The 24,896-nt window shown below is 71.2% G+C and carries 25 protein-coding genes; 16 read left to right on the forward strand and 9 right to left on the reverse strand.

The annotated features are described in order from the left end of the window. Positions 1–184: 184 nt before the first annotated feature. Complete coding sequence (locus tag ACZ4W5_RS10530; RefSeq protein ID WP_402480944.1) at positions 185–889, reverse strand: class I SAM-dependent methyltransferase; 705 nt, start codon at positions 887–889, stop codon at positions 185–187. Between the two features lie 407 nt (positions 890–1,296). Between ACZ4W5_RS10530 and proS the strand changes: the two genes are divergently transcribed. The 15 genes from proS to ACZ4W5_RS10605 all read left to right on the forward strand — a co-directional run bounded on the left by proS (position 1,297) and on the right by ACZ4W5_RS10605 (position 13,035). After that, positions 1,297–2,709, forward strand: a complete 1,413-nt coding sequence (gene proS, locus ACZ4W5_RS10535; RefSeq protein WP_360233152.1) for a proline--tRNA ligase — start codon at positions 1,297–1,299, stop codon at positions 2,707–2,709. A 444-nt stretch (positions 2,710–3,153) separates the two neighbouring features. Further along, complete coding sequence (locus ACZ4W5_RS10540) at positions 3,154–3,732, forward strand: hypothetical protein (protein ID WP_188307074.1); 579 nt, start codon at positions 3,154–3,156, stop codon at positions 3,730–3,732. Between the two features lie 414 nt (positions 3,733–4,146). Further along, a complete protein-coding gene (gene rpsP / locus ACZ4W5_RS10545; protein ID WP_360233154.1) occupies positions 4,147–4,575 on the forward strand; it encodes a 30S ribosomal protein S16 in 429 nt (142 codons plus the stop codon). Between the two features lie 2 nt (positions 4,576–4,577). Then, positions 4,578–4,817, forward strand: a complete 240-nt coding sequence (locus ACZ4W5_RS10550; protein ID WP_030056773.1) for an RNA-binding protein — start codon at positions 4,578–4,580, stop codon at positions 4,815–4,817. Positions 4,818–4,968: 151 nt separating this feature from the next. Then, complete coding sequence (gene rimM / locus ACZ4W5_RS10555) at positions 4,969–5,529, forward strand: ribosome maturation factor RimM (protein WP_465653866.1); 561 nt, start codon at positions 4,969–4,971, stop codon at positions 5,527–5,529. Positions 5,530–5,687: 158 nt separating this feature from the next. Then, complete coding sequence (gene trmD / locus ACZ4W5_RS10560; protein WP_465653892.1) at positions 5,688–6,506, forward strand: tRNA (guanosine(37)-N1)-methyltransferase TrmD; 819 nt, start codon at positions 5,688–5,690, stop codon at positions 6,504–6,506. Positions 6,507–6,660: 154 nt separating this feature from the next. Beyond that, the gene (rplS, locus tag ACZ4W5_RS10565; RefSeq protein WP_030056776.1) at positions 6,661–7,011 is read left to right on the forward strand and encodes a 50S ribosomal protein L19; all 351 of its coding nucleotides are present in this window, start codon (positions 6,661–6,663) and stop codon (positions 7,009–7,011) included. Between the two features lie 77 nt (positions 7,012–7,088). Then, positions 7,089–7,967 (forward strand): signal peptidase I, encoded by an 879-nt coding sequence (lepB, locus tag ACZ4W5_RS10570; protein WP_465653867.1) that lies wholly within the window; start codon positions 7,089–7,091, stop codon positions 7,965–7,967. After that, complete coding sequence (gene lepB / locus ACZ4W5_RS10575) at positions 7,951–8,922, forward strand: signal peptidase I (RefSeq protein ID WP_465653868.1); 972 nt, start codon at positions 7,951–7,953, stop codon at positions 8,920–8,922. The genes lepB (ACZ4W5_RS10570) and lepB (ACZ4W5_RS10575) overlap by 17 nt, the downstream gene beginning before the upstream one ends. 242 nt (positions 8,923–9,164) lie before the next feature. After that, a complete protein-coding gene (gene lepB, locus ACZ4W5_RS10580) occupies positions 9,165–10,169 on the forward strand; it encodes a signal peptidase I (RefSeq protein WP_360233166.1) in 1,005 nt (334 codons plus the stop codon). 145 nt (positions 10,170–10,314) lie between these two features. After that, positions 10,315–11,070: a signal peptidase I gene (gene lepB, locus ACZ4W5_RS10585; protein ID WP_465653869.1), complete on the forward strand. Its 756-nt coding sequence runs from the start codon at positions 10,315–10,317 to the stop codon at positions 11,068–11,070. A gap of 112 nt (positions 11,071–11,182) precedes the next feature. Continuing rightward, a complete protein-coding gene (locus ACZ4W5_RS10590) occupies positions 11,183–11,656 on the forward strand; it encodes an NUDIX hydrolase (RefSeq protein WP_360233171.1) in 474 nt (157 codons plus the stop codon). Positions 11,657–11,711: 55 nt separating this feature from the next. Continuing rightward, positions 11,712–12,038, forward strand: coding sequence for a DUF2469 domain-containing protein (locus tag ACZ4W5_RS10595; RefSeq protein WP_030056781.1), 327 nt, complete (start codon positions 11,712–11,714; stop codon positions 12,036–12,038). 168 nt (positions 12,039–12,206) lie between these two features. Next, a complete protein-coding gene (locus ACZ4W5_RS10600) occupies positions 12,207–12,725 on the forward strand; it encodes a YraN family protein (protein WP_402480929.1) in 519 nt (172 codons plus the stop codon). A gap of 1 nt (position 12,726) precedes the next feature. Then, entirely contained in the window at positions 12,727–13,035 is a 309-nt protein-coding gene (locus tag ACZ4W5_RS10605; protein ID WP_465653894.1) for a hypothetical protein, read from the forward strand. Between the two features lie 146 nt (positions 13,036–13,181). Here the strand turns inward: ACZ4W5_RS10605 and ACZ4W5_RS10610 are convergent, their stop codons facing one another. The 4 genes from ACZ4W5_RS10610 to ACZ4W5_RS10625 all read right to left on the reverse strand — a co-directional run bounded on the left by ACZ4W5_RS10610 (position 13,182) and on the right by ACZ4W5_RS10625 (position 17,386). Further along, entirely contained in the window at positions 13,182–13,667 is a 486-nt protein-coding gene (locus ACZ4W5_RS10610) for a glycine-rich domain-containing protein (protein WP_465653870.1), read from the reverse strand. Between the two features lie 101 nt (positions 13,668–13,768). Beyond that, positions 13,769–15,088 (reverse strand): UDP-glucose dehydrogenase family protein, encoded by a 1,320-nt coding sequence (locus tag ACZ4W5_RS10615; protein WP_465653871.1) that lies wholly within the window; start codon positions 15,086–15,088, stop codon positions 13,769–13,771. A 59-nt stretch (positions 15,089–15,147) separates the two neighbouring features. Continuing rightward, positions 15,148–15,591, reverse strand: coding sequence for an NUDIX domain-containing protein (locus tag ACZ4W5_RS10620; RefSeq protein WP_465653872.1), 444 nt, complete (start codon positions 15,589–15,591; stop codon positions 15,148–15,150). Between the two features lie 28 nt (positions 15,592–15,619). Further along, positions 15,620–17,386, reverse strand: coding sequence for an asparagine synthetase B family protein (locus ACZ4W5_RS10625; protein WP_465653873.1), 1,767 nt, complete (start codon positions 17,384–17,386; stop codon positions 15,620–15,622). A gap of 266 nt (positions 17,387–17,652) precedes the next feature. Between ACZ4W5_RS10625 and ACZ4W5_RS10630 the strand changes: the two genes are divergently transcribed. After that, positions 17,653–19,044 (forward strand): sporulation protein, encoded by a 1,392-nt coding sequence (locus ACZ4W5_RS10630; protein ID WP_465653874.1) that lies wholly within the window; start codon positions 17,653–17,655, stop codon positions 19,042–19,044. 18 nt (positions 19,045–19,062) lie between these two features. Here the strand turns inward: ACZ4W5_RS10630 and ACZ4W5_RS10635 are convergent, their stop codons facing one another. The 4 genes from ACZ4W5_RS10635 to ACZ4W5_RS10650 are packed head-to-tail and all read right to left on the reverse strand — an operon-like array spanning position 19,063 to position 24,885. After that, positions 19,063–19,467: a hypothetical protein gene (locus ACZ4W5_RS10635; RefSeq protein ID WP_465653875.1), complete on the reverse strand. Its 405-nt coding sequence runs from the start codon at positions 19,465–19,467 to the stop codon at positions 19,063–19,065. Then, positions 19,464–21,605: an integrase gene (locus ACZ4W5_RS10640; RefSeq protein WP_465653876.1), complete on the reverse strand. Its 2,142-nt coding sequence runs from the start codon at positions 21,603–21,605 to the stop codon at positions 19,464–19,466. The genes ACZ4W5_RS10635 and ACZ4W5_RS10640 overlap by 4 nt, the downstream gene beginning before the upstream one ends. Continuing rightward, positions 21,602–23,335, reverse strand: a complete 1,734-nt coding sequence (locus ACZ4W5_RS10645) for a hypothetical protein (protein ID WP_465653877.1) — start codon at positions 23,333–23,335, stop codon at positions 21,602–21,604. Before ACZ4W5_RS10645 ends, ACZ4W5_RS10640 begins: the two co-directional genes overlap by 4 nt. After that, positions 23,332–24,885: an integrase gene (locus tag ACZ4W5_RS10650; RefSeq protein ID WP_465653878.1), complete on the reverse strand. Its 1,554-nt coding sequence runs from the start codon at positions 24,883–24,885 to the stop codon at positions 23,332–23,334. Before ACZ4W5_RS10650 ends, ACZ4W5_RS10645 begins: the two co-directional genes overlap by 4 nt. Between the last annotated feature and the right edge of the window lie 11 nt (positions 24,886–24,896).

A 24,896-nucleotide genomic window follows, 5' to 3' on the forward strand; every position in this document is an offset into this window, starting at 1 on the left:
CGGAGACCTTGGCCAGGAGGGACTCCTCCCGGTTCTCGGGGGTGCGGGGGAATGCCTCAGAAAGGGAGGCGGGAGGGGGGGAACGGGGGGCGCCCGCGGGGGGGGCGGCCGCCCCCGGTTTTCGCGGGGCACATCAGTGGGGCACATCGGAGGGGCCGACGGGCCTCCGGCGGGCCGCCCGCGATCAGCGGGGCCGCTCGGCGACCAGGTAGCGGAAGACGTTCTCCATCCGGACGGAGCCGTCCGGGCGCAGGTACGGCTGCAGCGCCTCCTCCAGCTCCTTGGCCACCAGCGGGGCGCCGGAGAACTCCTCGGCCGCCTCGAACAGTCCGGTGGAGAGCAGGCCGCGCACCGCGCTGTCGAGGTCCGGGTAGGCGAACGGGCAGCTCACCCGGCCGCTGCCGGCCGGACGCAGGCCGGCCGGGGGCAGCAGGTCCTCCAGCGCTCCCGGCGCGCTCAGTTCGAAGGGGTCGCGCGCGGTGGCCCGCCCGGCCGTCCGGCGGGCGGCGTCCAGCACCGGGGCGCTCTCGCAGCGCTCCGGCGGTCCCCAGGCGGCGAGCACCACGTGCCCGCCCGGGAGGGTGAGCCGGGCCGCCTCGGCGACCACCGGCCCGGGCTCGGCGGAGCCGGGCAACTGGTCGAAGACCGTCACCAGCGAATGGGCCGAGCGGGGGACGGCGGCGGCCGGCCGGGCCCCCGCGCACACCCGCAGCCGACGGCCCCGGGCCAGCTCGCGCAGCTCGTCCCGCGGCTCCTGCCCGGCGACCTGGGCGCCCCGTCCGGCGGCCAGCAGCAGGGCCAGCCCGGACCGGCAGCCCAGGCCCAGCACGCTGCTCGCCGGACCGACCTCCAGGCGGTCGTAGACCGCCTCGTAGAGCGGCACCAGCATGCGCTCCTGGATCTCCGCCCAGTCGCGCGCCCGCGCGGGCCCCGCGGCCTCCTGCGGGGGGTGGTGCGGTCGTGCGCCGGTCGGTTGTGCGCCCGCCGGTCGTGCGGCCCCTGGTCGTGCGGTCCCTGGTCGTGCGGTCGTGCCGGTCGTCCGAGCTGAAGCCATCGCGGCCTCCCATCCGGTCCTTCGGTGTGCAGCTACGGCTCCCCCAAAGTCCCGCCCCACTCCAGCGAACAGCGGGTCGGGCCCGGCGTCCAGAGGGGTGCGGGGTGGTGCGCGCGTGTCGCGGTCGTGCGCCCCCTGCGGGCGGCCCGCGGTCGGTGTGCCACGACTGAGGGTGTCCTCACCCCCTCATCGGTGTGATACCGATTCGAAGTGAGGGGGCCGATCCCCGTACCATTCCGCCCATGGCTAAGGCACCCGTTCTCACCCCTCAGGCGGAAGACTTCCCGCGCTGGTACCAGGACCTCATCAACAAGGCCGAGCTGGCCGACAACGGTCCGGTGCGCGGCACCATGGTCATCCGACCGTACGGCTACGGCCTGTGGGAGCGGATGCAGCAGGAGATGGACGCGCGCATCAAGAAGGCGGGCGCCCAGAACGCCTACTTCCCGATGTTCATCCCGCAGTCCTACCTGACGAAGGAAGCCGAGCACGTCGAGGGCTTCGCGCCCGAGCTCGCGGTGGTCACCCACGGCGGCGGCAAGCAGCTGGAGGAGCCGGTCGTCGTCCGGCCGACCTCCGAGACCATCATCAACGAGTACTTCTCGAAGTGGGTGCAGAGCCACCGCGACCTGCCCCTGCTGATCAACCAGTGGGCCAACGTGGTCCGTTGGGAGCTCCGCCCGCGCGTCTTCCTGCGCACCACCGAGTTCCTCTGGCAGGAGGGCCACACCGCCCACGCCACCTACGAGGACGCCCGTGCGTACGCGTCGATGATCCACACCCAGGTCTACGGCGACTTCATGACCAACGTGCTCGGCATCGACGTCGTGCTCGGCCGCAAGACCGCCAAGGAGCGCTTCGCCGGCGCCATCAACACCCTCACCCTCGAAGGCATGATGGGTGACGGCAAGGCGCTGCAGATGGGCACCAGCCACGAGCTGGGCCAGAACTTCGCCAAGGCGTTCAACACCACCTACCAGCTGCAGGGCGCCGAGCGCGAGTACGTCTGGCAGACCTCCTGGGGCGTCTCGACCCGCATGGTCGGCGGCCTGATCATGTCCCACGGCGACGACAACGGCCTGCGGGTGCCCCCGCGCCTGGCCGCGGTCCAGGCCGTGGTGCTGGCCATCAAGGGCGACGACGCCGTCATCGCCAAGGTCCGCGAGATCGGCGCCCAGCTGGAGGCCGTCGGCATCCGGGTCGTGGTCGACGACCGCACCGACACCCCGTTCGGCCGCCGCGCCGTCGACTGGGAGCTCAAGGGCGTTCCGGTGCGCATCGAGGTCGGCCCGCGCGACCTCGAGAACGGCACCGCGATGCTGGCCCGCCGCATCCCGGGCGGCAAGGAGCCGGTCTCCATCGACGCGCTGGCCGCCCTGCTGCCGGGCGTCCTGGAGGAGGACCAGGCGCTGCTGCTGCGCCAGTCCCGCGAGCGCCGCGAGTCCCGCACCGTCGACGTCAAGACCCTCGACGAGGCCGTGGAGGCCGCCGCGACCGGCTGGGCCCGGATCTCCTGGGCCGACCTCGGCCCGGAGGGCGAGGCCAAGCTGGCCGAGCAGGGCGTCACGGTGCGCTGCATCGTCGCGGCCGACGGTTCGGTGCCGCAGGCGGACGACCAGGACGGCAATATCGCGATCGTCGCACGCGCGTACTGATGTGATCCAGGCGTGCGCGTACTGATCGCGTGCCGTCCACCGATGTCGGCCGTCGTCGGGTAATGACCGGCGGCGGCGACATTTGCCCGGAATGCGGGTGGGTAAGAATCCGGTAACTCTGCCGGAGCGGGCCGAGTAGGGTACATCCCTACTGGCCGGTCAACTGCCGGTATTAACGGAATAGCGGTACGGTGTACGGCCCGTGGCCCTGTCAACTTCGACGGGCCCACGGGCCGTACGTCCAGGGGGCGACAGCCCGCTCTCCGGACGGAATTCACGAGGCCCGCCGACGTTGCGACGGGCCGAAACCCGCAGGGGGTTGGTCTTGCCTCAGATCCGGAACGCGCAATTCGCGCGCAGTCGTGCATTCCTGGGAGTTCCCTGGGAATTCCCGGAGAACGGGAACATGCGGAACATCGGCACACTCTGCATCGTTGGTCTAGCGTGAGCACGACACAGCCCCTCGTCCTCGCGGCCGAACTGGCCGCCGCCTGGAGCGACATCCAGGCCTACCACCAGGACCTCCCCGACCTGGCCTCGCCCGAGGCACTGATCGGCGAGTCCTCCTCGGCCTGTGGCACGCGGCTCGGTTTCGAGCGGCTCCTCCACGAGGCTGCCCACGGTCTGGCCGCGGCCCGGGACATCCGGGACACCTCGCGGGCCGGCCGCTACCACAACCGGCGCTTCCTGATGCTCGCCTCCGAGCTGGGCCTGGCGCACCCGGTCGAGCCGCACGCCAGCAGCGGCTTCTCCCAGGTGACCATGCTCAAGGAGACGCAGGAGCGCTACGCCGAGACCATCGAGCGGCTGGACCGCGCCCTCGGCGCGCACCAGGAAGCGGTGGCCGGCGACGGCACCAACCGCGCGTTCCGCGGCCCGGCCGCCCGGCACGGTTCCTCCGGAGGCGGCGTCCGGGTCAAGGCCGTCTGCGGCTGCGGGCGCAACGTCCGGGTCGTGCCGTCGGTGCTCGCCCAGGCGTCCATCGTTTGCGGCGCGTGCCAGCAACCGTTCAAGATCGCGTAATCCGGGGTCGGGACCGGTCGGCGACTGTGCGGGCAGTCGGCTCGGCCGGGATGATCGGCACCGGCGGCATCGGTGGCATTGGTGAGTCCGTGGGCTGACCGGGAGCGGGGGCTCCCGGTCGAGCCCTGAGCGGTTCCCCCTGCTCCGGCCCAGTTGTCCCTCGGCTCCGTCCGAGGCGCCTCCCGGCTCCGGCCCGAGGCGCCCCCTGCTCCGGTCCAGGTGCTCCCCGGCTCCGTCTGCGACGGCCGGGTGAAGAGCTCTGCCGCCGATATGGCAGAATGGACAGCTGAGTACTCGGCAGCCGAGCAGGACCCCTCTCTCCTACGGCTGGCGTGTCCCTTGAGCGGACCGCCCCGCAACCCCACGCGGACGCGAGACCCCTCACCCACGTCAACACCAGGAGAATCCACTCCCGTGGCAGTCAAGATCAAGCTCAAGCGTCTCGGCAAGATTCGCTCCCCGCACTACCGCATCGTCGTCGCCGACGCCCGCACCAAGCGTGACGGTCGCGCGATCGAGGAGATCGGCATCTACCAGCCGACCTACAACCCCTCGAAGATCGAGGTCGACGGCGAGCGCGCCCAGTACTGGCTGTCCGTCGGCGCCCAGCCGACCGAGCCGGTGCTCGCCATCCTCAAGCTGACCGGCGACTGGCAGAAGTTCAAGGGCCTGCCGGCTCCGGAGCCGCTGAAGGTCGCCGAGCCCAAGGTCGAGGACTTCTCGCACCTGTTCGCGAAGGCCGTCGCCGGCTTCGAGGACGCCACCACCGGTGTCGCCATCACCCCGAAGGCCAAGAAGTCGGACAAGGCCGAGGCTGAGGCCGACGCCGGCGCCGAGGCCTGATCGTGATCGAGGACGCCCTCGACCATTTGGTGAAGGGCATCGTCGAGCACCCCGACGAGGTGCAGGTGCGCTCGCGCAACCTGCGTCGGGGCAACACCATCGAGGTGCGGGTGCACCCCGATGACCTCGGCAAGGTGATCGGCCGGGGTGGCCGCACGGCGCGCGCACTGCGCACCGTGGTCGGCGCCCTCGGCGGTCGCAACGTCCGGGTCGACCTGGTCGACGTGGACAACATTCGCTGACGCAGCTGCTCGTTCAGCCGTCGGGCTTGAGGCCGACCGGGACGCATGTCGTTCCGGTCGGCCTTTCTCTGTCTCCGGCCGCCGGACCCAGCCTTCGTCACCAGCCTCTGTCTCTGTCTTCTCGCTCAGCAACTCCAGGAGAACGATCACCGTGCAGCTCGTCGTCGGCAGGATCGGCCGTGCCCACGGCATCCGGGGGGACGTCAGTGTCGAGGTCCGCACCGACGAGCCGGAACTCCGGCTCGGCCCCGGTGCCGTCCTGCTCACCGACCCGGCCTCGGCCGGGCCCCTGACCGTCGAGTCCGGCCGGGTGCACAGCGGTCGGCTGCTGCTGCGCTTCGCCGGCGTCAAGGACCGCAACGCGGCGGAGGCGCTGCGGGGCACCCTGCTGATCTCCGAGGTCGACCCGGAGGAGCGTCCGGACGACCCGGAGGAGTACTACGACCACCAGCTGGTCGGCCTCGATGTGGTGCTGCTCGACGGCACCCGGGTCGGCGAGCTGACCGGGGTCGTCCACCTGCCGTACCAGGACCTGCTCACGGTGGAGAAGGCCGATGGCACGGAGGTGCTGGTGCCCTTCGTCACCCAGATCGTGCCGACCATCGACCTGGAGAACCAGCGGGCCGTGATCACCCCGCCGCCCGGGCTGATCGACCTCGACGAGGCCGAGGTCGCCGGCGGCTCTTCGGAGGAGCCGGAGGAGTCGGAGTGAGCGCGGAGCAGGACCTCGCCCGGACGGACGTACCGGCGGACGCCCCGACGGCCGTGGCGGAGGACACCCCGGCGGCCGTAGCGGGGGACACCCCGGCGGCCGTTCCGGAGAGCGCCCCGGAGAGCGCTGCGGCGGTCACTCCGGGCGTCCAGTCGGGGATGCGGATCGACGTCGTCTCGATCTTCCCGGAGTACCTGGAGCCGCTGAACATCTCGCTGGTCGGCAAGGCCCGGGCCCGCGGCCAGCTGGACGTGCACGTCCACGACCTGCGCGGATGGACCCACGACGTGCACCGCACGGTGGACGACAGCCCGTACGGCGGCGGCCCCGGCATGGTGATGAAGCCCGAGCCGTGGGGTGAGGCGCTGGACGCGGTGGTGGCCGGCGGCCCCGAGGGCCAGGTGCCCACCCTGGTCGTTCCCACGCCCAGCGGGCGGCCGTTCACCCAGGAGCTCGCCCAGGAACTCGCCGGGCGCCCCTGGCTGGCGTTCACCCCCGCGCGGTACGAGGGCATCGACCGCCGGGTCATCGAGGAGGCGGCCACCCGGATGCCGGTGGTCGAGGCCTCGATCGGCGACTACGTGCTGGCCGGCGGCGAGGTCGCGGTGCTGGTGATGGTCGAGGCGATCGCCCGGCTGCTGCCCGGCGTGCTCGGCAACGCCGAGTCGCACCGGGACGACTCCTTCGCGCCCGGCGCGATGGCCGACCTGCTGGAGGGCCCGGTCTACACCAAGCCCGCCGAGTGGCGCGGCCGGACCGTCCCGGACGTCCTGCTCAGCGGCAACCACGGCAAGATCGCCCGCTGGCGGCGGGAGCAGGCCTTCGCCCGCACTCTGGCCAACCGGCCCGACCTGGTCGGGCGCTGGCAGTACGGCGCCTTCGACAAGAAGGACCGGGCGGCGCTCGACGCACTGGGCCTGGTCTGGGACGAGGAGCTCGGCCGATTTCGGTCCACGGCCGTCGATGTGGAAGAATAGGCCGCTGCTGTCTGTCGCTGGCCCCCTTTCGTAGGGGGCGCGTGGACCGGCGCCCCCGCCACGGGGGGATCGCCGTCAGCCGATGCGGCCCGCAGCTCACCCCATTGTGACGAACTTCCGTGGGCGGCCCGTGGCGCCTGCGATGGAGAGCAACATGAGCAACAAGCTCGCTGCTGTCGACGCGGCCTCGCTGCGCACCGACATCCCGGCCTTCCGTGCCGGTGACACCCTGAAGGTTCACGTCCGGGTCATCGAGGGCAACCGCTCCCGTGTCCAGGTCTTCCAGGGCGTCGTCATCCGCCGCCACGGCGCCGGCATCGGTGAGACCTTCACCGTCCGCAAGGTCAGCTTCAACGTCGGCGTGGAGCGCACCTTCCCGGTGCACACCCCGGTCGTCGAGAAGATCGAGGTCGTGACCCGCGGTGCGGTTCGCCGCGCCAAGCTGTACTACCTGCGTGACCTCCGCGGCAAGGCCGCGAAGATCAAGGAGAAGCGCGACCGCTGATCCACCGCCCCCCGGCCGCGCCGGGGGACCGGAGCGCTCCGAGGGACCGGGCCACCGCAAGGTAAGCTCTGCGCCCGATGAGCACGCACGAACCACCCGCGGACCGCGACGGCAGTCCCGCACCCACCGGTGCGGACTCGCTGTCGCGGTCCGCGGTCGTTTCCGAGCCGGAGCAGCGGTCGGCGGGGGTAGGGGCGGGGGCCGAGCCCGAGCCCGGGCCCGGTGACGTGGCCGAGGGTGAGGCCGAGGCCGACGCCGAGGCCGACGCCGAAGAGCCCGGGCGGTCGCGCTCGCGGGACCTGCTGCTGCTGGCCGGGATCTGTCTGGCGGCCCTGCTGCTGGTGAACGCCTTCGTGGCCCGTCCGTTCACGGTGCCCTCGGGCTCGATGGAGGACACCCTGCAGCCCGGCGACCGGTTGGTCGCCAACCAGCTCGCCTACGCCTTCGGCGGGCATCCCCAGCGCGGCGACGTGGTGGTCTTCGACGGGACGGGCTCCTTCCTCCGGGATTCGGCCGAGCCGCCGGGGTTCTGGGACGGCCTCCGCTCGGTCGGCCGGGACCTGGGGCTGGTCCCGGCCGGCGACACGGTCTACGTCAAGCGCGTGATCGGCGTCGCCGGGGACCGGGTGCGGAGCACCGGCCCGGGGGCGCCGCTCACCGTCAACGGTGTGCCGCTCGACGAGAGCGCCTACCTGGCCCCGGGCGACCAGCCGTCCGCGGTGGCCTTCGACGTCCTGGTGCCGAACGGCAAGCTGTTCGTGCTGGGCGACCACCGGAGCGCCTCCCGGGACTCCCGCGACCACCTCGGGGAGCCCGGTGGCGGGTTCGTGCCCGAGGACAAGGTGATCGGCCGGGCGGACTGGGTGGTCTACCCGTTCTCGCGCCTGACCGGCCTGGACCGGCCCGCGGCCTTCGCCGCGGTCCCGGGGACTGGTGGCCGTGGGGACCAGGGGTAGGGGCCGGGTCGCCGACCGCCCGGCTCCGGAACCGGGCGGGAGCGGGGGCGGGGGCGGAGCGGGGGAGCCCGCGGTCGGACCGGCCGCGCCGGCCGCGACGGTCGCGCCGGTCCGGGGCCGCGCCGATCGTCGCCGTAGCGCCCGCCGCGCGGCCAGACGGCGCAAGCGCTCGCTGCTGCGCGAGTTCCCACTGATCATCCTGGTGGCCCTGCTGGTGGCACTGGTGATGAAGACCTTCATGATCCAGGTGTTCGTGATCCCCTCGGGCTCGATGGAGCAGACCATCCAGGTCGGGGACCGGGTGCTGGTGGACAAGTTGACCCCCTGGTTCGGCAGTGAGCCGCAGCGCGGCGACGTGGTGGTGTTCAAGGACCCGGGCGGCTGGCTGGAGAACGATCGCAAGGCCTCCGACGACGGTCCGGTCCTGGGCCCGGCGAAGCACGTGCTGACCTACGTCGGGCTGCTGCCGTCCGACGACGAGCAGGACCTGATCAAGCGCGTGATCGGCGTCGGCGGGGACACCGTCGAGTGCTGCGACCCGCAGGGGCGGCTCAGCGTCAACGGCCGTGCGGTGGACGAGCCGTACCTCGCGGCGGGCAACCCGCCGTCCCGCCAGCCGTTCAAGGTGACGGTGCCGAAGGGGCGGCTGTGGGTGATGGGGGACCACCGCGACGTCTCCGCCGACTCCCGCTTCCACATGGGCAACCCCGGGCAGGGCACCGTCCCGCTGAGCGACGTGGTCGGTCGCGCCTTCATGATCGGGTGGCCGCTGGGCCGGCTCCATCAACTCGCCGAACCAGGTTCACTCTCCTCTCTCGCCGCGAGCTCGCGGCCCGGCGGAACTGCGCCGGAATCGATGGGCATTGGGCCGGTTCCATTGGAACCACCGCTCGTTATGGGTGTGTTGGGCATCCTTCCGTTCGTCGTTCGCCGGTCGGGGCGGCCTCCGCGGTGAGCCGCTCCGGTCGTCGGACGGCCGGACGGCGCGTGTGGAACCGCGAGCCGGATGCCCTGGAGTGATAGAGAAGTGCAGGTACGGCCGGGAGTGGTCCCGGTCGTGCGCCGGGGCCGGGTTGGTGTCAGGAGAGCCTGCTGTGGGCAACCCTGATGCGTTCGTGGTCGTGGTGAGCGTGGTGCCCGCTGTGCGGCACTCTGAGCGCGGGCGCGCAGGCGTCCGCACAGCAGGGAGGAGACGTTGTGGGGGATTTGGTGATCGGCGCCCGCTCAGGCGCCGGGGAACCCGAGGGCCCGGGCGGTCGGGTGACCCGGTCCGCCGAGTCCTCGGCGCCTTCCGCCGCGGTCGAGGACACGGCCGCCCAGACCGCCGACGAGCACGGGAGCGGGGCCGACGGCCCGGCTGAGCCCCGGCAGCCGGAGAGCGGGCCGACCGACGAGCCGGAGTCGGAGGCTCCGGCCAAGCCGCGCAAGCAGCGCTCCTTCCTGAAGGAGTTGCCGATCCTGGTCGGCATCGCACTGATCCTGGCGCTGGTGATCAAGACCTTCTTCGTCCAGGCGTTCTCCATTCCGTCCGAGTCGATGCAGAACACGCTGCAGGTCGGCGACCGTGTGCTGGTGGACAAGCTGACCCCGTGGTTCGGCGCCGAACCCGAGCGCGGGGACGTCGTGGTGTTCCACGACCCGGGCGGCTGGTTGGGCGACGAGCCGACCCAGCAGAGCAGCAACTCCTTCGTCCGCGGGGTCCAGGACGTGCTCAGCTTCGTCGGGCTGATGCCCTCCGCCAACGAGAAGGACCTGATCAAGCGGGTCATCGCGGTCGGCGGCGACACCGTCGAGTGCAAGAACGACGGCCCGGTCAAGGTCAACGGCGTCGCGCTCAACGAGCCGTACATCTACCCCGGCAACACCCCCTGCGGGACTCAGCCCTTCGGCCCGATCAAGGTGCCGAACGGGCGGATCTGGGTGATGGGCGACCACCGCGCCGACTCGCTGGACTCCCGCTTCCACATGGACCAGCCGGGCGGCGGGTCCGTGCCGGTGGACAACGTGATCGGGCGCGCCTTCGTGGTGGCCTGGCCGATCGGCCACTGGTCCACGCTCCCGGTGCCGGACACCTTCGACCAGAAGGGCCTGGCGGCGGCCTTGCCGGCCGCGCCCCCCGTGGCCGGTGCGGTGGGGGCCGTCGCGCTGCTTCCGCTGGTGCGTCGGGTGCGGGCCCGGACGGAGCGCCGGAAGGAGTCCTGAGCTCCACCTGCTCCTCCCCGACCCTTGCGCGGGCCGTGGTACCGACGAGTAATCTGCTCGGACGTGCCACGGCCCGTCGGCGTTCGCGCCCGAGCCACCGGCGTGCCAGTGGTGTTCTCCGGTCGGCCAAAGGTGGACGGTGTCGATGAGCAGTGTCGTGGAACAGTCGGCCGACCACTCGGCCGCGCCCGCCCCGTCCGGCCGGCGGCCCGCCGCCGTGCTGCAGGGGGTCGCGATCGCGCTCGGGCTGGTGTTGATGATCGGCGGGTTCGCCCTCATCGCAGTCGACTACCGGCCGTACAAGATCCCCACCGCCTCGATGCACCCGACGCTCCGGATCGGCGACACCGTGCTCGCCCGCAAGGTCGACGGCGGCGCCGTCGGCCGGGGCGACGTGGCGGTCTTCCGCGACCAGGCCTGGGGCGGGGAACTCATGGTCAAGCGGGTCGTCGCGGTCGGCGGCGACACCGTCGCCACCACCGCCGCGGACCACCGGCTGACGGTCAACGGGCAGCCGGTGGACGAGCCGTACCTCGCGACCCAGGGCCGCCAGGGCGAGTCGTTCAGCGTGACGGTGCCGCAGGGCCGGCTGTTCATGCTCGGTGACAACCGGGTCGGCTCGCTGGACTCCCGCACCCACCTGGAGGTCGACGGGGGGACCGTCCCGGCCACCGCCGTCGAGGCGAGGGTCGAGGCCACCCTGCTGCCCCTCGGCCGGACCGCCCTGCTGGAGCGGACCTCGGCCTTCGACGGCTTCGCGGGCCCCCGGGCCGCGGAGCCCGGCCCGCTGGAGCCCGCCGCCTACGCGACCGTCGCGGGCGCGGCGCTGATCGTGCTGACCTCGGCGGTGGGCGGGGTGGCCGGCCTGGCGCGCCGGCTCCGCCGGGGGCGCAGCTCCTGAGCGCGGCCGTCGCAGGTCGGGCCGCTCTGCCGAACATCGCCCCGGACGGACGCGCCGGGTGGCAGGATCGGTAGCGCCACCGATGCGAACGGAAGGAGCGTGGAGCGCTGCCATGACTGCACAGCGTCGCCGGGCGGCGCGGATCCTGCTGCTGGACGGGCTGGACCGCATCCTCCTGTTCCTGGGCGTCGATCCCGCGGTGCCCGACGAGACGTGGTGGTTCACGCCCGGGGGCGGCTTGGAGCCGGGGGAGGACGTGCGGGCGGCCGCCGAGCGGGAGCTCGCGGAGGAGACCGGCTTGCGGGGTGTGGCCCTGGGGCCCTTGGTGGCGTACGGCACGGTGTCGTTCTCCTTTCGGGGACAGCGTTACGAGCAGGAGCAGTGGTTCCACCTGGCCCGGACCACGGAGACGGGCCTGGACCACTCGGGCATGGGCGAGGACGAGCACGCCCAGCTGCTCGCGGCGCGCTGGTGGACGGTCGAGGAACTTCGGGGGACCGCCGAGACGGTCTATCCGGCCGGACTGGCGGGCTTCCTGGAGCGACTGCTCGCAGAGGGCCCGCCGGTCGATCCGGTACGGCTCTGAGCGTGGGTGCGGTGGTCCACAATGGGTGGACGTGACAAGTTGAGGGGACGCCTGGATGAGTGCCGAAGATCTCGAGAAGTACGAGACCGAGATGGAGCTCAAGCTCTACCGGGAGTACCGGGACGTCGTCGGCCTGTTCAAGTACGTGATCGAGACCGAGCGACGGTTCTACCTCACCAACGACTACGAGCTGCAGGTGCACTCGGTCCAGGGCGAGGTGTTCTTCGAGGTGTCGATGGCGGATGCGTGGGTCTGGGACATGTACCGGCCGGCCCGGTTCGTCCGTAAGGTCCGGGTGCTGACCTTCAAGGACGTGAACATCGAGGAACTCGCGAAGAGCGATCTGGAGCTGCCCTCGGACGAGTCCGGCTTCGGGAACTGACGTTGAACGACTCCGTCCCGCGTTGTCCAGCCGAATTTCGCGTGACGGGGGCTTCTCACTCCTGCGGGTGACAAGAGTTGTCCACAGGCCCGGGTTATCCACAGGGGAACGGAATTTCCCGGCGTCGGTGTGCACGGTGGTGCAGCCTCCTCGGCGGAGGTGGTCACCGTGCAGAACACCATCGTGCAGGACCAGACCGTGCAGGAGCGGGCCGTACCGAACGCGGCCGCGACCGGGGCGGACGGCGGGGCCGGGGAGGACCGCGGCACCAGGAACGGCCTCGGCCGCTACGGGGAGCGGGTCGCCGCCCGGCACCTCACGGACACCGGGCTCCGCATCCTCGACCGCAACTGGCGCTGCGCCGAGGGCGAGCTGGACATCGTCGCCCTCGACGGCGACACCGTCGCGGTCTGCGAGGTGAAGACCCGCTCCGAGCGGGGCTTCCAACAGCCCAGCGAGGCCATCGACCGGGCCAAGGCCGCCCGGCTGCGGCGGCTCGCCGAGCGCTGGCTGGCCGAACGCTGGCCCGAGCACTTCGCCAGGCTGGCCGGGCCCGGGTACGACCCCGGGCCGTCCGATCCGCAGTGGCCGCCCGCCCCACCGGGCGGGGTGCGGATCGACCTGGTGGCCGTGGTCAACCGGGCCCGGGGTGCGGCCCTGGTCGACCACCTGCGGGGGGTGGTCTGAGATGGCCTTCGCCCGTACCTGTTCCGTCGCGCTGGTCGGCGTCGACGGAGTGATCGTCGAGGTCCAGGCCGATCTGGAGCCCGGGGTGGCCGCGTTCACCCTGGTCGGCCTGCCCGACAAGGCGCTCACCGAGGCCCGCGACCGGGTCCGCGCCGCGGTCTGCTTCCCTGTCAAGTTCATGTGTTCAGATCTTGTGAGGGCATGGGGTGTTGTGGAGCGAGGCGTCCGAGCTTGGGTGGGCCAGAAGCTGTTGGGCGGCAGCACGATCGAGGTCAGAATCGCATTCATCCTTCTCTGCGTCGGCTTTTAGACCACCGTCAACCTCATAGGAAACGGGAGCCGCACCGGATCAGCTGGGCTTCCCATTTCGTAACTTGAACTGCCCAGTCAGCTGCCGATGCATGCGCGGTGCCCCGAGCCTTCCGGATGGCTCGGGGCACCTCTGCGGGTCGTGGGTCAGGCGGTCAGCGAGAACGCGGGGGCGACGTCGCTTCCGGGGCAGGGGGCGGCCGGGCGGCAGTCGGAGCCGGTGTAGTCCGCCGCGCCGGTCACTAGGTAGACCTCCGGGGCGGCGCCGTAGCCGGCCTCGATCAGGGCGGCCATGGTCTCGCGGATCTTGTCGGGGCTGCCGTAGTTGTCGGCGGGCTCGTGGTGGATGAACCGGCCGCCGGTCAGGCGGGACATGAAGGCGAAGTTCTTCCGGGAGCGCCGCAGCGCGGCGTGCCAGACTTCGTCCATGTCGATGGTGAGGGCGTAACCGGCCCGGGGGTCGTCGGCGACGAGGGTCGCCCAGTCGGCCCAGGCGGTGACGAGCTGGTTGATGTAGTCGCCGCTGAAGTCGGGGTTCTCCTTGGCGACGTCGGCGGCGAGGTCGGCCGCGAACTCGGAGAACTCCCCGGTCAGCAGCTTCGCGCCGCGGGACCGGGTGAGGGTGTCGCTCATGTGCTCCTCCTTCTGCTTCTGCTTCGGGTGGTGCGGGACCCGCAGCCGGTGCCGCTCGTGGGGCGCCCGGTGCGGGGGTCTGTTGGGTGGCCCGGCGCCGGTCAGGGGCGGCCGAGGGCCCGGAAGGTCCAGCCGGCCGCGCGCCAGCGGTCGGTGTCGAGGGTGCCGCGGGCGTCGATGACCTTGGGGACGGCGATGTGCTGCCGCAGGTCGGCCGGGTCGGTCTCGGAGTATTGGGGCCAGTCGGTCAGGTGCAGCAGCAAGGCGGCGCCGGTGACCGCCGAGACCGGGTCGTCGGCGTAGTCGAGCGAGGGGTAGGCCCGGCGGGCGTTCTCCATCGCGGCGGGGTCGTGGACGGTGACCTCGGCCCCGGCCCGGTGGAGGGCTTCGGCGACCGCGAGGGCCGGCGAGTCGCGGATGTCGTCGGTGCCCGGCTTGAACGCGGCCCCCCAGACGGCGATCCGCTTGCCGACCACGGTGCCGCCGAGCACCTCTCGCGCGAGCTGGACGGTGCGCTCGCGCCGCCGCCGGTTGATCGCGTCGACCTGGCTCAGGAAGCTCACGGCCTGGTCGGCGCCGAGTTCTTCGGCGCGGTGGGTGAAGCCGGCCAGGTCCTTGGGCAGGCAGCCGCCGCCGAAGCCCAGGCCCGGCCGCATGCCCTTGAAGCCGATCCGCTGGTCGTAGCCCAGGCCGAGCGCGAGCTGCTGGACGTCGGCGCCGGTCAGCTCGCAGAGCTCGGCCATCGCGTTGATGAAGGAGATCTTGGTGGCCAGGAAGGCGTTCGCGGCGCCCTTGATCAGCTCGGCGGTCGGCAGGTCGGTGACGATCAGCGGCGAGCCGGCGCCCAGGATCTCCGCGTAGACGGCCCGGAAGATCGCTTCGCTGGTGGTGTCGCCGTCCTCGATGCCGAGCACGATGCGGTCAGGGCGAAGGGTGTCCTCGACGGCGAAGGACTCGCGCAGGAACTCCGGCGACCACGCGAGGTGGAGGTTCGCGCCGGGGCGGGCGTGCTCGTTCAGGATCTGCCGCAGTTGGGTGGTGGTGCCGACCGGGACGGTGGACTTGCCGACGATCAGCGCGTGGTCGCGAAGCCGCGGGGCCAGGCGCCGGACGGCGGCCTGGAGGTGGGTGAGGTCGTAGGCGCCGCTGTCGGGCTGCTGGGGGGTGCCGATGCCGAGGAAGTGGACGTCGGCGAAGTCGGCGGCCTCCGCGTAGGAGGCGGTGAAGCGCAGGGTGCCGGCGGTGGTGTGCTTGGCGAGCAGGTCGTCCAGGCCGCGCTCGACGAATGGGGCCTGGCCCTTGTTCAGGGCCTCGACCTTGTGGGTGTCGGTGTCCATGCCGAGCACCTGGTGGCCGAGCTCGGCCATCGCGGCGGCGTGGGTGGCGCCGAGGTAGCCGGTGCCGATGACGCTGATCTTCACGGTGGGTCCTCCGGTGGGGGTGGGGCGGGGAAGGCGGCCCGCCCTCACCCCACCGGGGGTCAGGCGGGCCGGGTGGCCAGGTAGCGGTGGATGCCGTCGCGGATGAACGGCGGGATGTCCAGGACGGTCAGGTGCTCGGGGTCGAAGAACTGGAGCTTGACTCCCTCGGCGAGCGGCAGCGTGCTCTCGTCGCCGTCCCAGGAGCCGGCGAAGAAGGTGATGATCTGCCCGGAGCCGTACGAGTCCTTGATCTCGAACAGCTCCACCAGACCGTTCTCGGCGGTGAGGCCGGCTTCCTCGTCCAGCTCGCGGACGATCGCCTCGGCCGGGGTCTCGCCTGGGTCGCAGCCGCCCCCGAGCAGGCTCCAGTGGTCGGGCCAGGCGATCCAGCCGAGGTCGTCGCGCAGGTGCATGAGGAGCTGGCCGCGCCGGTTGGCGATGATCGCGACCGCGCCGCGCGGCTCGGCGGCGGACGGCTCGTCGGGAAGGGTCTGGGAATCCATCCGGCAACCGTAGTGACCTGACGGTCGGTCATGCGGCAGCCCTCACTCGTTGGTCGGAGAACCAGGCGGCGGCCATCAGGGCCTGCATCCGGGTCCGGTCGAACCGCCCGCCCGGCCGGAGGCCGCCCTCCAGCAGCGGCTGGAGGGCCCGGGGCGCCTCGGTGAGGGCGGTGGTGATGTGGGCGGTCGACCAGGGCTCCAGCGGGCCGCTGAGCCAGCTGGGGACCGGGGAGGCGAAGCCGAGCTTGTCCCGGCTGCCCCAGACCTCCGGCGGCAGCCCGAGGGCCTTGGCGGCGTCCCGCAGGATCCGCTTCCCGGCCGCCGGATCGGCGATCTTGTGCTCGACCGGCAGGCGGTAGGAGAACTCGACCAGGTCCCGGGCCAGGAACGGCGAGCGTCGCTCCAGGGCGAACGCGGAGGCCAGCTTGTCCGAGGTCATCACCAGCGGGCGCCAGGCCGTGGCCAGGTCCGCCAGCGTCAGCCCCCGCGCCAGGTCGCCGCCGGCCCGTTCCAGGGCGTCGGCGACCAGCTCGCGGACCCGCCCGTCCGGGTCGGTGCCACGAAGGATCAGCCGAACGATCGCCTCGGCCGGCCCGAGCGGGTCACCCGCCGAGTGCAGGAGCTTGGAGGCCAGCGGCCGGTATGCCTCCAGGCCCGCCGTCAGCACGGCTTCGGGGCCGAAGAGGACGAGCGCGTGGCGGACGTAGCCCATGAGGAACTCGTCCGGCCCGAGCCCGCCGACCACCACCCGAAGTCCTCGCTCGGCGACGGCCCGGTAGGCCATGTGCTCGGAGAAGGTGGACGCGTTGCCCATCGGGTAGTCCAGGGCGGCCATGATCTCCGGCAGCGACCGGGTGAAGTCCTCGATCGTCGGCTCGACCACGACGAGCTCGGCGCCGATGTCGCGGGCGACGATCGCGGCGGTCTTCGACTCGTCGAGCCTGTCCTGGCCCGGGTAGCGGACCGTCACGCAGACCGGCGGTCGCATCAGGTAGGCCAGCACCGAGGAGTCCAGCCCGCCGGAGAGCAGGAGAGCGAAGTCCGAGCCGGGGGCTCGCATGGGGATCCGGTCGGCCAGCAGGACCGAGAAGCGGGCCAGCGCGGTGCGGTAGTCGCCCTGCCAGGGCTCGCAGTCCTCCAGGCGCCACCAGGTCCGCTGGTCCAGCGATCCGGTGGCGACGTCGAAGGTCAGCAGGGTGGCCGGGGCGAGGAGCTGGATGCCCTGGAAGGGGGTGTCGACGCCGGTCGGCGTCTCGATGGAGAGCATTTCGGGGCGGACGACCAGCGGTGCGGTGCCGTAGCCGGTCAGGGTGGTGACCTCGGAGGCGAACGCGAGTCGGCCGCCGTCGAGGCGCCAGTAGAGGGGCTTCTCGCCGAGCCGGTCCCGGGCCAGGAACAGCCGACGCTGGCGCGGGTCGTAGGCGGCCAGGGCGAACATGCCGTCCAGGCCGTTCAGGCAGGCCGGCCCGAGCTTGGCCCAGGCCCGCAGCACCAGGTGGGCGTCCGTCTCGCCTGGCTCCAGCTCGATGCCCCAGGCGGCGGCCTGTTGCCGGTAGTTGTAGATCTCGCCGTTGAACGTCAGCAGCACCCCGGTGGCCTCGTCCCGGTAGGGGCCGGGCTGGGCGGTGCGGTCGACGATCAGCAGGGTGTTCATGGACAGCACCGCCCGGTCGTCGGCCGAGGCGAGCTGTCGGGTGCCGTCGGGCCCGCGGTGGTGCTGGGCCAGCCCCATCGCGGCGACGGTGCTCTCGTGCCTTGCGGCGTCCGGTCCGGCCAGTCCTGCGATTCCGCACATCTGCCTCACCCCCGAGAGTGAATCGGTGGAGGCCCCCGCCGGAAGGTTTCCCAGCTCCCGGCGGAGGCCCGGAACACCAGACAACCGTCCGGCGGCAATCGGGGGCAGGGCTCGCAGGGGGGCTCACAACTCGCGAAAGCGGTTCACCGCGAGCGGCGAAGGCAATACCCTCGGTGATCCGGCGTCAGATGCCGGGCGTACGACTTCTCGTGCCCAGTCGAGTACGAAACCGCCGCAGAGCCGGCGGGACTCCTGAGGGGGACGCTGTGGCGTCGACCACACGCCGGACCAGGCCGCCGAACACGGACCTGGCCAGGATGATCGACAAGTGTGAGGGAGCCAGCCACAAATCGCTGGCCCACCGCGTGAACCAGCTCGCCCACGAAGCCGGGCTGACCACCAACTACACGCATACCTCGGTTGCCAACTGGTGCCGCCGGGGCATGATCCCGGACTGGCCCGTGCCCAAGCTCCTGGCCCACGCGATCGGCGAGCGGCTCGGCCGGCCCGTGGAACTCGCAGAGATCGGTATGGCCGACGCTGAGACACCGGACGCGGATGTGGGGTTGGATTTCCCGCGAGACCCCGCCGACGCCGTGCGCGTCGCCACTTCGTTCTGGAGCCTTGTGAACCGCCGCGACTTCCTCACCGGATCGAGCTTCGCCGTCTCCGCGTTCGCCACCCCGGTGACCCGCTGGCTGGTCACCCCCGCCGACGAGACCGCCGCCCACCGCGGCAGCGTGCGCGTCGGCGCCGCCGACCTCGACGAACTGAGGGACGCCGCCGACGACGCCCGCCGCTGGGACTCGAAGTACGGAGGCGGGAACTGGAAGGCCAACTCCGTCACCGCTTGCCTGCAGGAGCGGGCGATCCCGCTGCTGAACGGCTCCTTCAGCGACGGCGTCGGCCGCGAGCTGTTCTCGGTGACCGCCGAGCTGTCCCGCCTGGCCGGCTGGACCGCCTTCGACGTCGGCCAGCACGACGCCGCCCAGCGGCACTTCATCCAGGCCCTCCGCATGGCCAGGGCCGGCGGCGACGTGCAGCTCGGCTGCTATGTCCTCACCACGATGGCGATGCAGACCCTCCTGAGGGGCTTCGCCAGCGAGGCCATCGACATGACCCAGGGCGCCTTCCAGCGCGCCAAGCACGAGGCGGCCCCAAGGGTTCTGGCTTTCACCAAGCTCATCGAGGCCAGGGCTCATGCCCGCGACGGCAACGCCAAGGCGGCCTCCGCCGCGCTCGCGGCCTCCGAGACCCTGCTCGGCCAGGCCCGCGACGGCGGCGAGGAACCGGCCTGGATCGACTTCTATCACCATGCCCGGCTCTCCGCCGACGCCGCCGAGATCTTCCGCGACCTCAAGAACCCCAAGGCCGCCCTGGCCTGGAACGCGCAGGCCGCCGCCATGGCGCCTGGGGTGTTCACCCGCTCGGTCGGCATGCGCCTCGCGATCGTGGGGACCGCCCACCTCCAGGACCGCGACCTCGACCACGGCCTCCAGCTCGGCAACCAGGCCGTCGACATCCTCGCCCGCGTCCAATCCAGCCGGGCACTGGACTACGTCCGCGAATTCAACACCGCCCTCACCCCCTGGCGCCGCGAACCGCAGGTCATCGAGTTCCTCCACCGGACCCGCAAGGAACTCGGCGTCGCAGCATGATCCGGCTTGTCGGCCTGGTCAGGACCTGGGGAAGCGCACGACATTGTCGGGCAACTGGGCCTGTTCCTCGGCCTTGCGCAACCGGTCGGCCAGGACCGCGCCTGCGAGGGCGAGATGGGTGACCTGGCTCTTCAAGCCGGAGTTCTCCGTCGTCAGGTCGGAGACCCGCTCCTTCAGCTTGGTGACGTTCTTGCGTAGCCGCGTCTCGGCTTCCGGGGGCCGCTTCGTCTCGGCGCGGACACGTTCGTAGAACTCGTCCTTCAGGTCCGCGTGCCGCTTGAGCAGTGCCATGCGGTGGACGCCGGCCTCGGCGGCCAGGGCGACGACGGTCAGGCTTCCGTTGGACCCGGTGGCCTGGCCGGTCAGGAGCCGGTCGATGGCCGAGCGGATGCGGGCGCGTTCGTCCTGGTGCTGGTCGTTCATGTCAGGGCCTCGGCTCCTTGGGCTGTGGCGTCGTGAGTGTCGGCGACCTCGCGCAGGCGGTCCGCGTTGCGCTTGAGTCTCCGGCCGACCGGCTCGGGGGCGGCGGCGGCCAAGGCGTCGATCTCGGCGGCGCGTTCTCGCAGGCCGGCGGCGTGAGTGTCGGTGCGGACCGCGTTGCCGCACCCGAGCTCGCAGGCGAACTGGTTCGGCGCGACGGCATCAGGGCCTGGCTCGCAGAGCGCGGTGTCGCGCTTGAAGACGCAGATCAGGTGGGCGTCCGGGTTGTCGAACAGCACCAAGCCGTCGCGGGCCAGGAAACTGGCGGCCTTCTTGGCGTACTTGGAGGTGACGATCTTGCCCTCGAACCGCGGTGCGGTCGCGGCGGCGGTCAGCGCCCGGCGGGCGGCGGGGCCGGAGATCTTCTCACCCGCGGCCATGCGGTCGTTCAGCTTCGCCGCGGTGTCGGCTGCCGCCAGCGCCGTCTCGACATCGAGCTCGGCGTGGATGCCGTGACGGCTGCGAGTGCCGTAGCCGGTGGAGGTTCGGGCATCCAAGATCGTGCGCATGTGCCCGTACTGGATCGCCAATGCGATCAGCCCGCCCGGACGGCGGGCGACATGCCAAGCCAATGACCTGCGGAAACGGCTCATCCAGATCCCGCCGTGCGGGTCCTCGGGGATGATCTGCTCAGGGACTTCCTGAGTAACGGATTCCCGATTGGCCCAGGAGATGAAGTCCTCGATCCGGTCATGCATTCCCATGCCCTTCAAGACGCCGGGATAGCCGCGCTGGCCTGTGTCGTGATGGGCGGAGCTCAGCAGCAACTCGCCGTCGGGAACCATGCGCTCCAGGACCCGGATGGCGCGAACCACCGGAGTGATCGCGGTCCAGGGCACTTCGCGGTCCTCACCGGCCGAGACGTGGTTGCCTTCGTCGTCGGTGACGTTCTTGAAGTGGCGGCTGTAGATGAGGTGCCGTCCCGGGGTTCCGTCGGCGCGGGGCTCGGGCTCGGGACAGCAGCCCGAGCGCAGACCCTGGACCTCCTGTGGACGCATACCTGTCAAGTAGAGGACGATGATCGTCGCGGCAGTGCCCAGATGACGCCACAGCTCGGCGGCCTCATCGAACCCGATGTACTCACGCCACGGCCGACCGTTGACCTGCCCGGTGATCGGGACGGGCAGCGGAGCCGGCCCCGGCCGCTCCTGAACCAGGCGCCCGAGTTCGTGCCGCCCGACAAACCGGTCGACCTGCCACCGGCTGGCGCCGGTGATGGCGGACACGAAGGTGCGCGCAAACTGCCAGGTGCCCCGCCGATCGCTCGCGGGGACGGGCGAGCCGGAGCGGATCAAAGGCAGCAGGTAAGCCTCCAACGAGGCAAGGCTCTCGGGGGTCGCACGGTTCGCCGCAGCAGCCGCGGACATCCGGCGCCGCTCGGCCCACGCCGCCAGGATGTCATCGGCAAGATCCTCGACCACACGGATCGCCCACACCAACAGCGGCCCGATCACCTGCGGATCCAGCGGCTCGGTCGAGTTCTCCCCACCGCCGCCACCCTCGGCCGGTAGGTAGTCGTCGACCCCTTCGGACATCCACGGAGGTTGGACGATCCCCAACGGCTGGGCGGTCAACTGGTCGAACGCCCACAGATCCGCCAGACGACCAAGACACCTCTCGGCATGCGCGCGGCCGATCCCCTCGGCCTTGCGGTACTCGGCGAAGCCGGCGAAGTGGCCGGAGGTGCAGTCGGCAAGATCACTGATGCCCTGCTTGTCCAGCCAGCGCGCCAGATTCATCCACTCAAGAACTGTCCCCAGCTGGTCGTGAGCCGACGTTCGGCCACGGGCTGCCACCCCCTGTGTCTTCAGATAGGTGGGCCGCAGTTCCCCGTTGATCATCAGCCAGGTGAGCCGCTTCATCTGCCCAAGCAGCGTCCGTGGGCAACCCTCCCAGCGGATGCTGACGATCGAGGCGCCAGGGTTGTCGATGAGCGGGCCGAGAGGCCAGACCTGGTCGCGGTAGCGCGCGTTGGGGTGGCTGTTCTCGGGGCTGATCCACTTCGCCAGCACAACCGGGCTGTTCTGGGCGGGCAGCGGCAGGATGTACGGATCGTCAGCTTCAGCGAGTACGGCGGTCACGGGGCGAGGTCGCCTTTCAGGAGAAGGCCGATCAGGCGGCGATCGGTGTCGCTGACCCTGGCCAGGGAGGCATCCCAGACCTCTTCGCCGGCCTTGCCGCGCAGGTCCTCCAGCCGAAGCAGGTGATCACGCCAGCGGCTGTTCCACAGGCGCTCAGGCATGACCGACTGCAGACCGCCCAACTGCTGCTGGAGGTAGGCGAGGCGGGGATGGTGCCCAGGGTGGACGTGAGCGTTGCGGCAGCCCAGGCAGAGCAGGAAGTCCGCTCCGCAGCCTCCGCCCGGTGCGGGCCAGGGGCTGTCCGCCTCGTCCGCGCAGTCCGCCGTGGCCGTCTCCTGGTGGTCCGGGTCGGGGGCATCGGCCAGCTTGCCGCCGAACACCGCTGTGCGGGCGATCTCCAGCGCCTCCAGGGCCCCCGCCTCGAACACCTCCCGGGAAGCGGCCTGGACCCTCTTGTCGGGCAGGACGTAGGTGCTCTGGTGGGTGCCCAGCGTGTGCTGCAGCGGTCGGCCTTCGTCGACCACCGTGGTCCGGCGGGCGCGTTGGAACGGTGAGCCATCCAGCCCGTGCGTCCGCGCCCAGAACTTCGCGGCATCCTTTTGGACGCCGAACTTGAGAGGTCCGACCGATCGGGGCCGGTCCATGTCCTGGTCCTCGAGCCCGACCCGGCCCGTCCGGTGGGTGATCAACAGGTCCGTGCCCGGGGCCAGGCGGGCCGCCAGGACCCGGCCGTGGACGGTGGCCTCCAGAGCCTGGGTGATCAGTCTCCCCGGCGAGTCGGCACCACTGTCGGTGATGTTCTCCGTGCTGAACCACCGACCGCCACCGGTGCGGCGCTTCTCAATCTGCACCTGGTAGGTCACCGTCCTTGTCTCACCGGCCGACGGAGCTGCCGTCGGCGCCGGCATACGGTCGTAGACGGACAGGTTCCAGCCGAAACGGTCCGTCAGGAGTACGGCGAGAGCGGTCGCCTCCAAGGACGTCAGGAACAGGCGCCCCCAGGTCTGTTCCACCCCGCTGCCCCCGAGAAGCCGGCGGTTCGTCACCGTCACCTGGCCACCACGGAGGACAGTCCTCGGGACATCGCCGTGCTGGGCGAGATGGTCGAGCACACGACCGATCTGCCACTCCGTGCTGCCCTCGTTCAGCTGCCCGGCCCGCCACCGCCCGAGAAGCTCGGTGTTCTCACGGATACGCATCAACGCGGCCCGGAACTGCCGCTGAGCAGTCAGTACCACCCGCTCCCGTGCGGCCTCCCCGTACGACTGCTTGCTCGGCTTCACACGAGAAACGCGACGCGCGAGTTCATCGGCTATCGGGCCGGTGGCCAGCCGCGAATCCCGGCTCAGCAATGTCCGCATCGCTCCCAGAGCCGTCATGCCGCTCACACTGCCGATGTTCTGCTGGCGCCAGCGCTTCATCGTGGCCGTGGTCAGGCCGTCCAGGTCGCCAGGGACCACCTCCTGGCCGGACAGGAACTTCGTGAACGACTCCACCCGGCGCCAGTAGCTTGTCGCACTGGTGTGCTGGGTCCACCGTCGTGACTGGCCTGCGAACAACCCTGCCAAGGAGCGCTGCATCGGCTCGGGGACCTGCAACTGACCGAAGTCGAATTCCAGCGGGAACCCGGCCTTGTTCACCACGGTCACCACCAGCCCATCGGGGCCGAGCGGCTGCGGGCCCTGATGATCACGCGGCGGCGGCACCGCCCGGCGTCCACGCCCGCTCACGCCCCCACCGCCGGCAGCGCGTCGACCAACTCGTCCACCAGCAACTCCACGTCCTGGATCCCAACGGTCTCCCGCGCCAGCCGGGCGAACACCCCGTCCAGATCCTCGATCTCACGCTTCCCCGGATCGGTGTCCGCGACGGCCAGGATCGACTCCAGCCGCAGGTGCGACACCGGCGCGAGGTAGTGGCGCTTCGTGGTCTCCACGTCAGCGTGCCCGAGCAGTGTCATGACCAGGAACCAGGGGTCGCCGAACAGCAGCGCGAAGTCCCGCCGGTCCGTGGCGGTCAGTCCGAACCTGGTCTCCATCAGCTGGTTCAGCACGATCAGCATGTAGAGCGCCATCGAGTGCCTGGCCGAGTGCGGAGTCGCCCAGGGCGACTTCCCCCGCACCTCCGACAGTCGGAAATTCCGCCCCAGCTGCCGCTCCTGCTCGGTCAGCAGCACCTCCTCGCAGCGCAGGTTCGCGTTCCGGAAGACGGTGTTCCAGCGGTCCGGCAGCATCGGCAACCCCTGCTCGGTCAGCCACAACCACGCCGGCTCCGGCCCATCCGGACCCTCCAGGAACAGCCACTGCCTCTCACGCCAGTCCAACAGGGCGAGCTTCTGCTCGCCCTCCACCCCGTCCCGGTCCACCCAGCGGACCTTCGGCTCCCGGCCCCGCGTCACCTCCGTGACCAGCCGCATGTAGGGCAGCCGCTCGTACCGACCCTCCTGCTGAGCCCTCGCGATCACCCAGGCCCGCTCCGACTGCACGTACACCTCGACCTGGCCGAGCGCCTCGATGCTTGCGTAGAACGTCCGGCTCCTCTTCGACCGCGTCACTGCCGCCGCTACCTGCCCATGGCAGTACCGCCCGTACCGGAGCTGCTGCGTGGGCAGCTCAAACGTCAGCAAGGAGCCACCCTCCTGACGCCGCAGCCCCGAACTCAGCTCCAGCTGCACGAACGAGGTATTGCGCTCCTCCGTCCGCGAATCCCACCCAGCCGCCGGCACCCCCTGCCTGCTGTGGCCGCGCAGCCCGACGTTCGACCACAGCCCCCAAGTTCGCGGCGTCAGCCACGACACCCGGGAGCTCACCGAGTCAGCCGCCCGGTCCTCGCGCCGACCCACGTCCACCGGCATCGGGATCACCTTCGCCCACTTGAACAAGCGGGTGAACGCGGCAGCCTCACGGTTCCACTTCGTCCCGCCGATCCGCTTCGGGTTCAGCGGCGAGTCGCATCGCCAGTCCCGGTAGTCCGTCAGATCCAGCTCCGTCGCCATCCGCCACCGCACCCCGCGCGAGGACAGGAAGTTCAGCAGCAACCGGATATCCGTCCCGTAGTTCCGCTTCGTCTCCCGTTCCAAGTTGCGGAATTCCGTGGAACGCACGAAGTCCAGCAGATCGAGATCCACCTCGAACTCAGGCGAGACGAACACAGGATCACCCGGCTTCAGGCCGATCTCGGCCACTGCCGTCGGCAGATCCTGGACCCCGAGTACCCCCGTCTCCGGTAGCCGCCCCCACCTCTCCGCATCGGGTACCCACACCACGAGCCACTCGTCCATGTACACCCCTC

It is taken from the genome of Kitasatospora sp. NPDC029367 (genome assembly GCF_055569135.1).

What these genes read in the sequence shown, in the direction of transcription:
- ACZ4W5_RS10530 (WP_402480944.1), bottom strand. Translation starts at nt 889, where the DNA reads ATGCTGGTGCCGCTCTACGAGGCGGTCTACGACCGCCTGGAGGTCGGT.
- proS (WP_360233152.1), top strand. Translation starts at nt 1,297, where the DNA reads ATGGCTAAGGCACCCGTTCTCACCCCTCAGGCGGAAGACTTCCCGCGC.
- trmD (WP_465653892.1), top strand. Translation starts at nt 5,688, where the DNA reads ATGCGGATCGACGTCGTCTCGATCTTCCCGGAGTACCTGGAGCCGCTG.
- rplS (WP_030056776.1), top strand. Translation starts at nt 6,661, where the DNA reads ATGAGCAACAAGCTCGCTGCTGTCGACGCGGCCTCGCTGCGCACCGAC.
- lepB (WP_465653867.1), top strand. Translation starts at nt 7,089, where the DNA reads ATGAGCACGCACGAACCACCCGCGGACCGCGACGGCAGTCCCGCACCC.
- lepB (WP_465653869.1), top strand. Translation starts at nt 10,315, where the DNA reads ATGAGCAGTGTCGTGGAACAGTCGGCCGACCACTCGGCCGCGCCCGCC.
- ACZ4W5_RS10590 (WP_360233171.1), top strand. Translation starts at nt 11,183, where the DNA reads ATGACTGCACAGCGTCGCCGGGCGGCGCGGATCCTGCTGCTGGACGGG.
- ACZ4W5_RS10595 (WP_030056781.1), top strand. Translation starts at nt 11,712, where the DNA reads ATGAGTGCCGAAGATCTCGAGAAGTACGAGACCGAGATGGAGCTCAAG.
- ACZ4W5_RS10605 (WP_465653894.1), top strand. Translation starts at nt 12,727, where the DNA reads ATGGCCTTCGCCCGTACCTGTTCCGTCGCGCTGGTCGGCGTCGACGGA.
- ACZ4W5_RS10610 (WP_465653870.1), bottom strand. Translation starts at nt 13,667, where the DNA reads ATGAGCGACACCCTCACCCGGTCCCGCGGCGCGAAGCTGCTGACCGGG.
- ACZ4W5_RS10620 (WP_465653872.1), bottom strand. Translation starts at nt 15,591, where the DNA reads ATGGATTCCCAGACCCTTCCCGACGAGCCGTCCGCCGCCGAGCCGCGC.
- ACZ4W5_RS10625 (WP_465653873.1), bottom strand. Translation starts at nt 17,386, where the DNA reads ATGTGCGGAATCGCAGGACTGGCCGGACCGGACGCCGCAAGGCACGAG.
- ACZ4W5_RS10635 (WP_465653875.1), bottom strand. Translation starts at nt 19,467, where the DNA reads ATGAACGACCAGCACCAGGACGAACGCGCCCGCATCCGCTCGGCCATC.
- ACZ4W5_RS10650 (WP_465653878.1), bottom strand. Translation starts at nt 24,885, where the DNA reads ATGGACGAGTGGCTCGTGGTGTGGGTACCCGATGCGGAGAGGTGGGGG.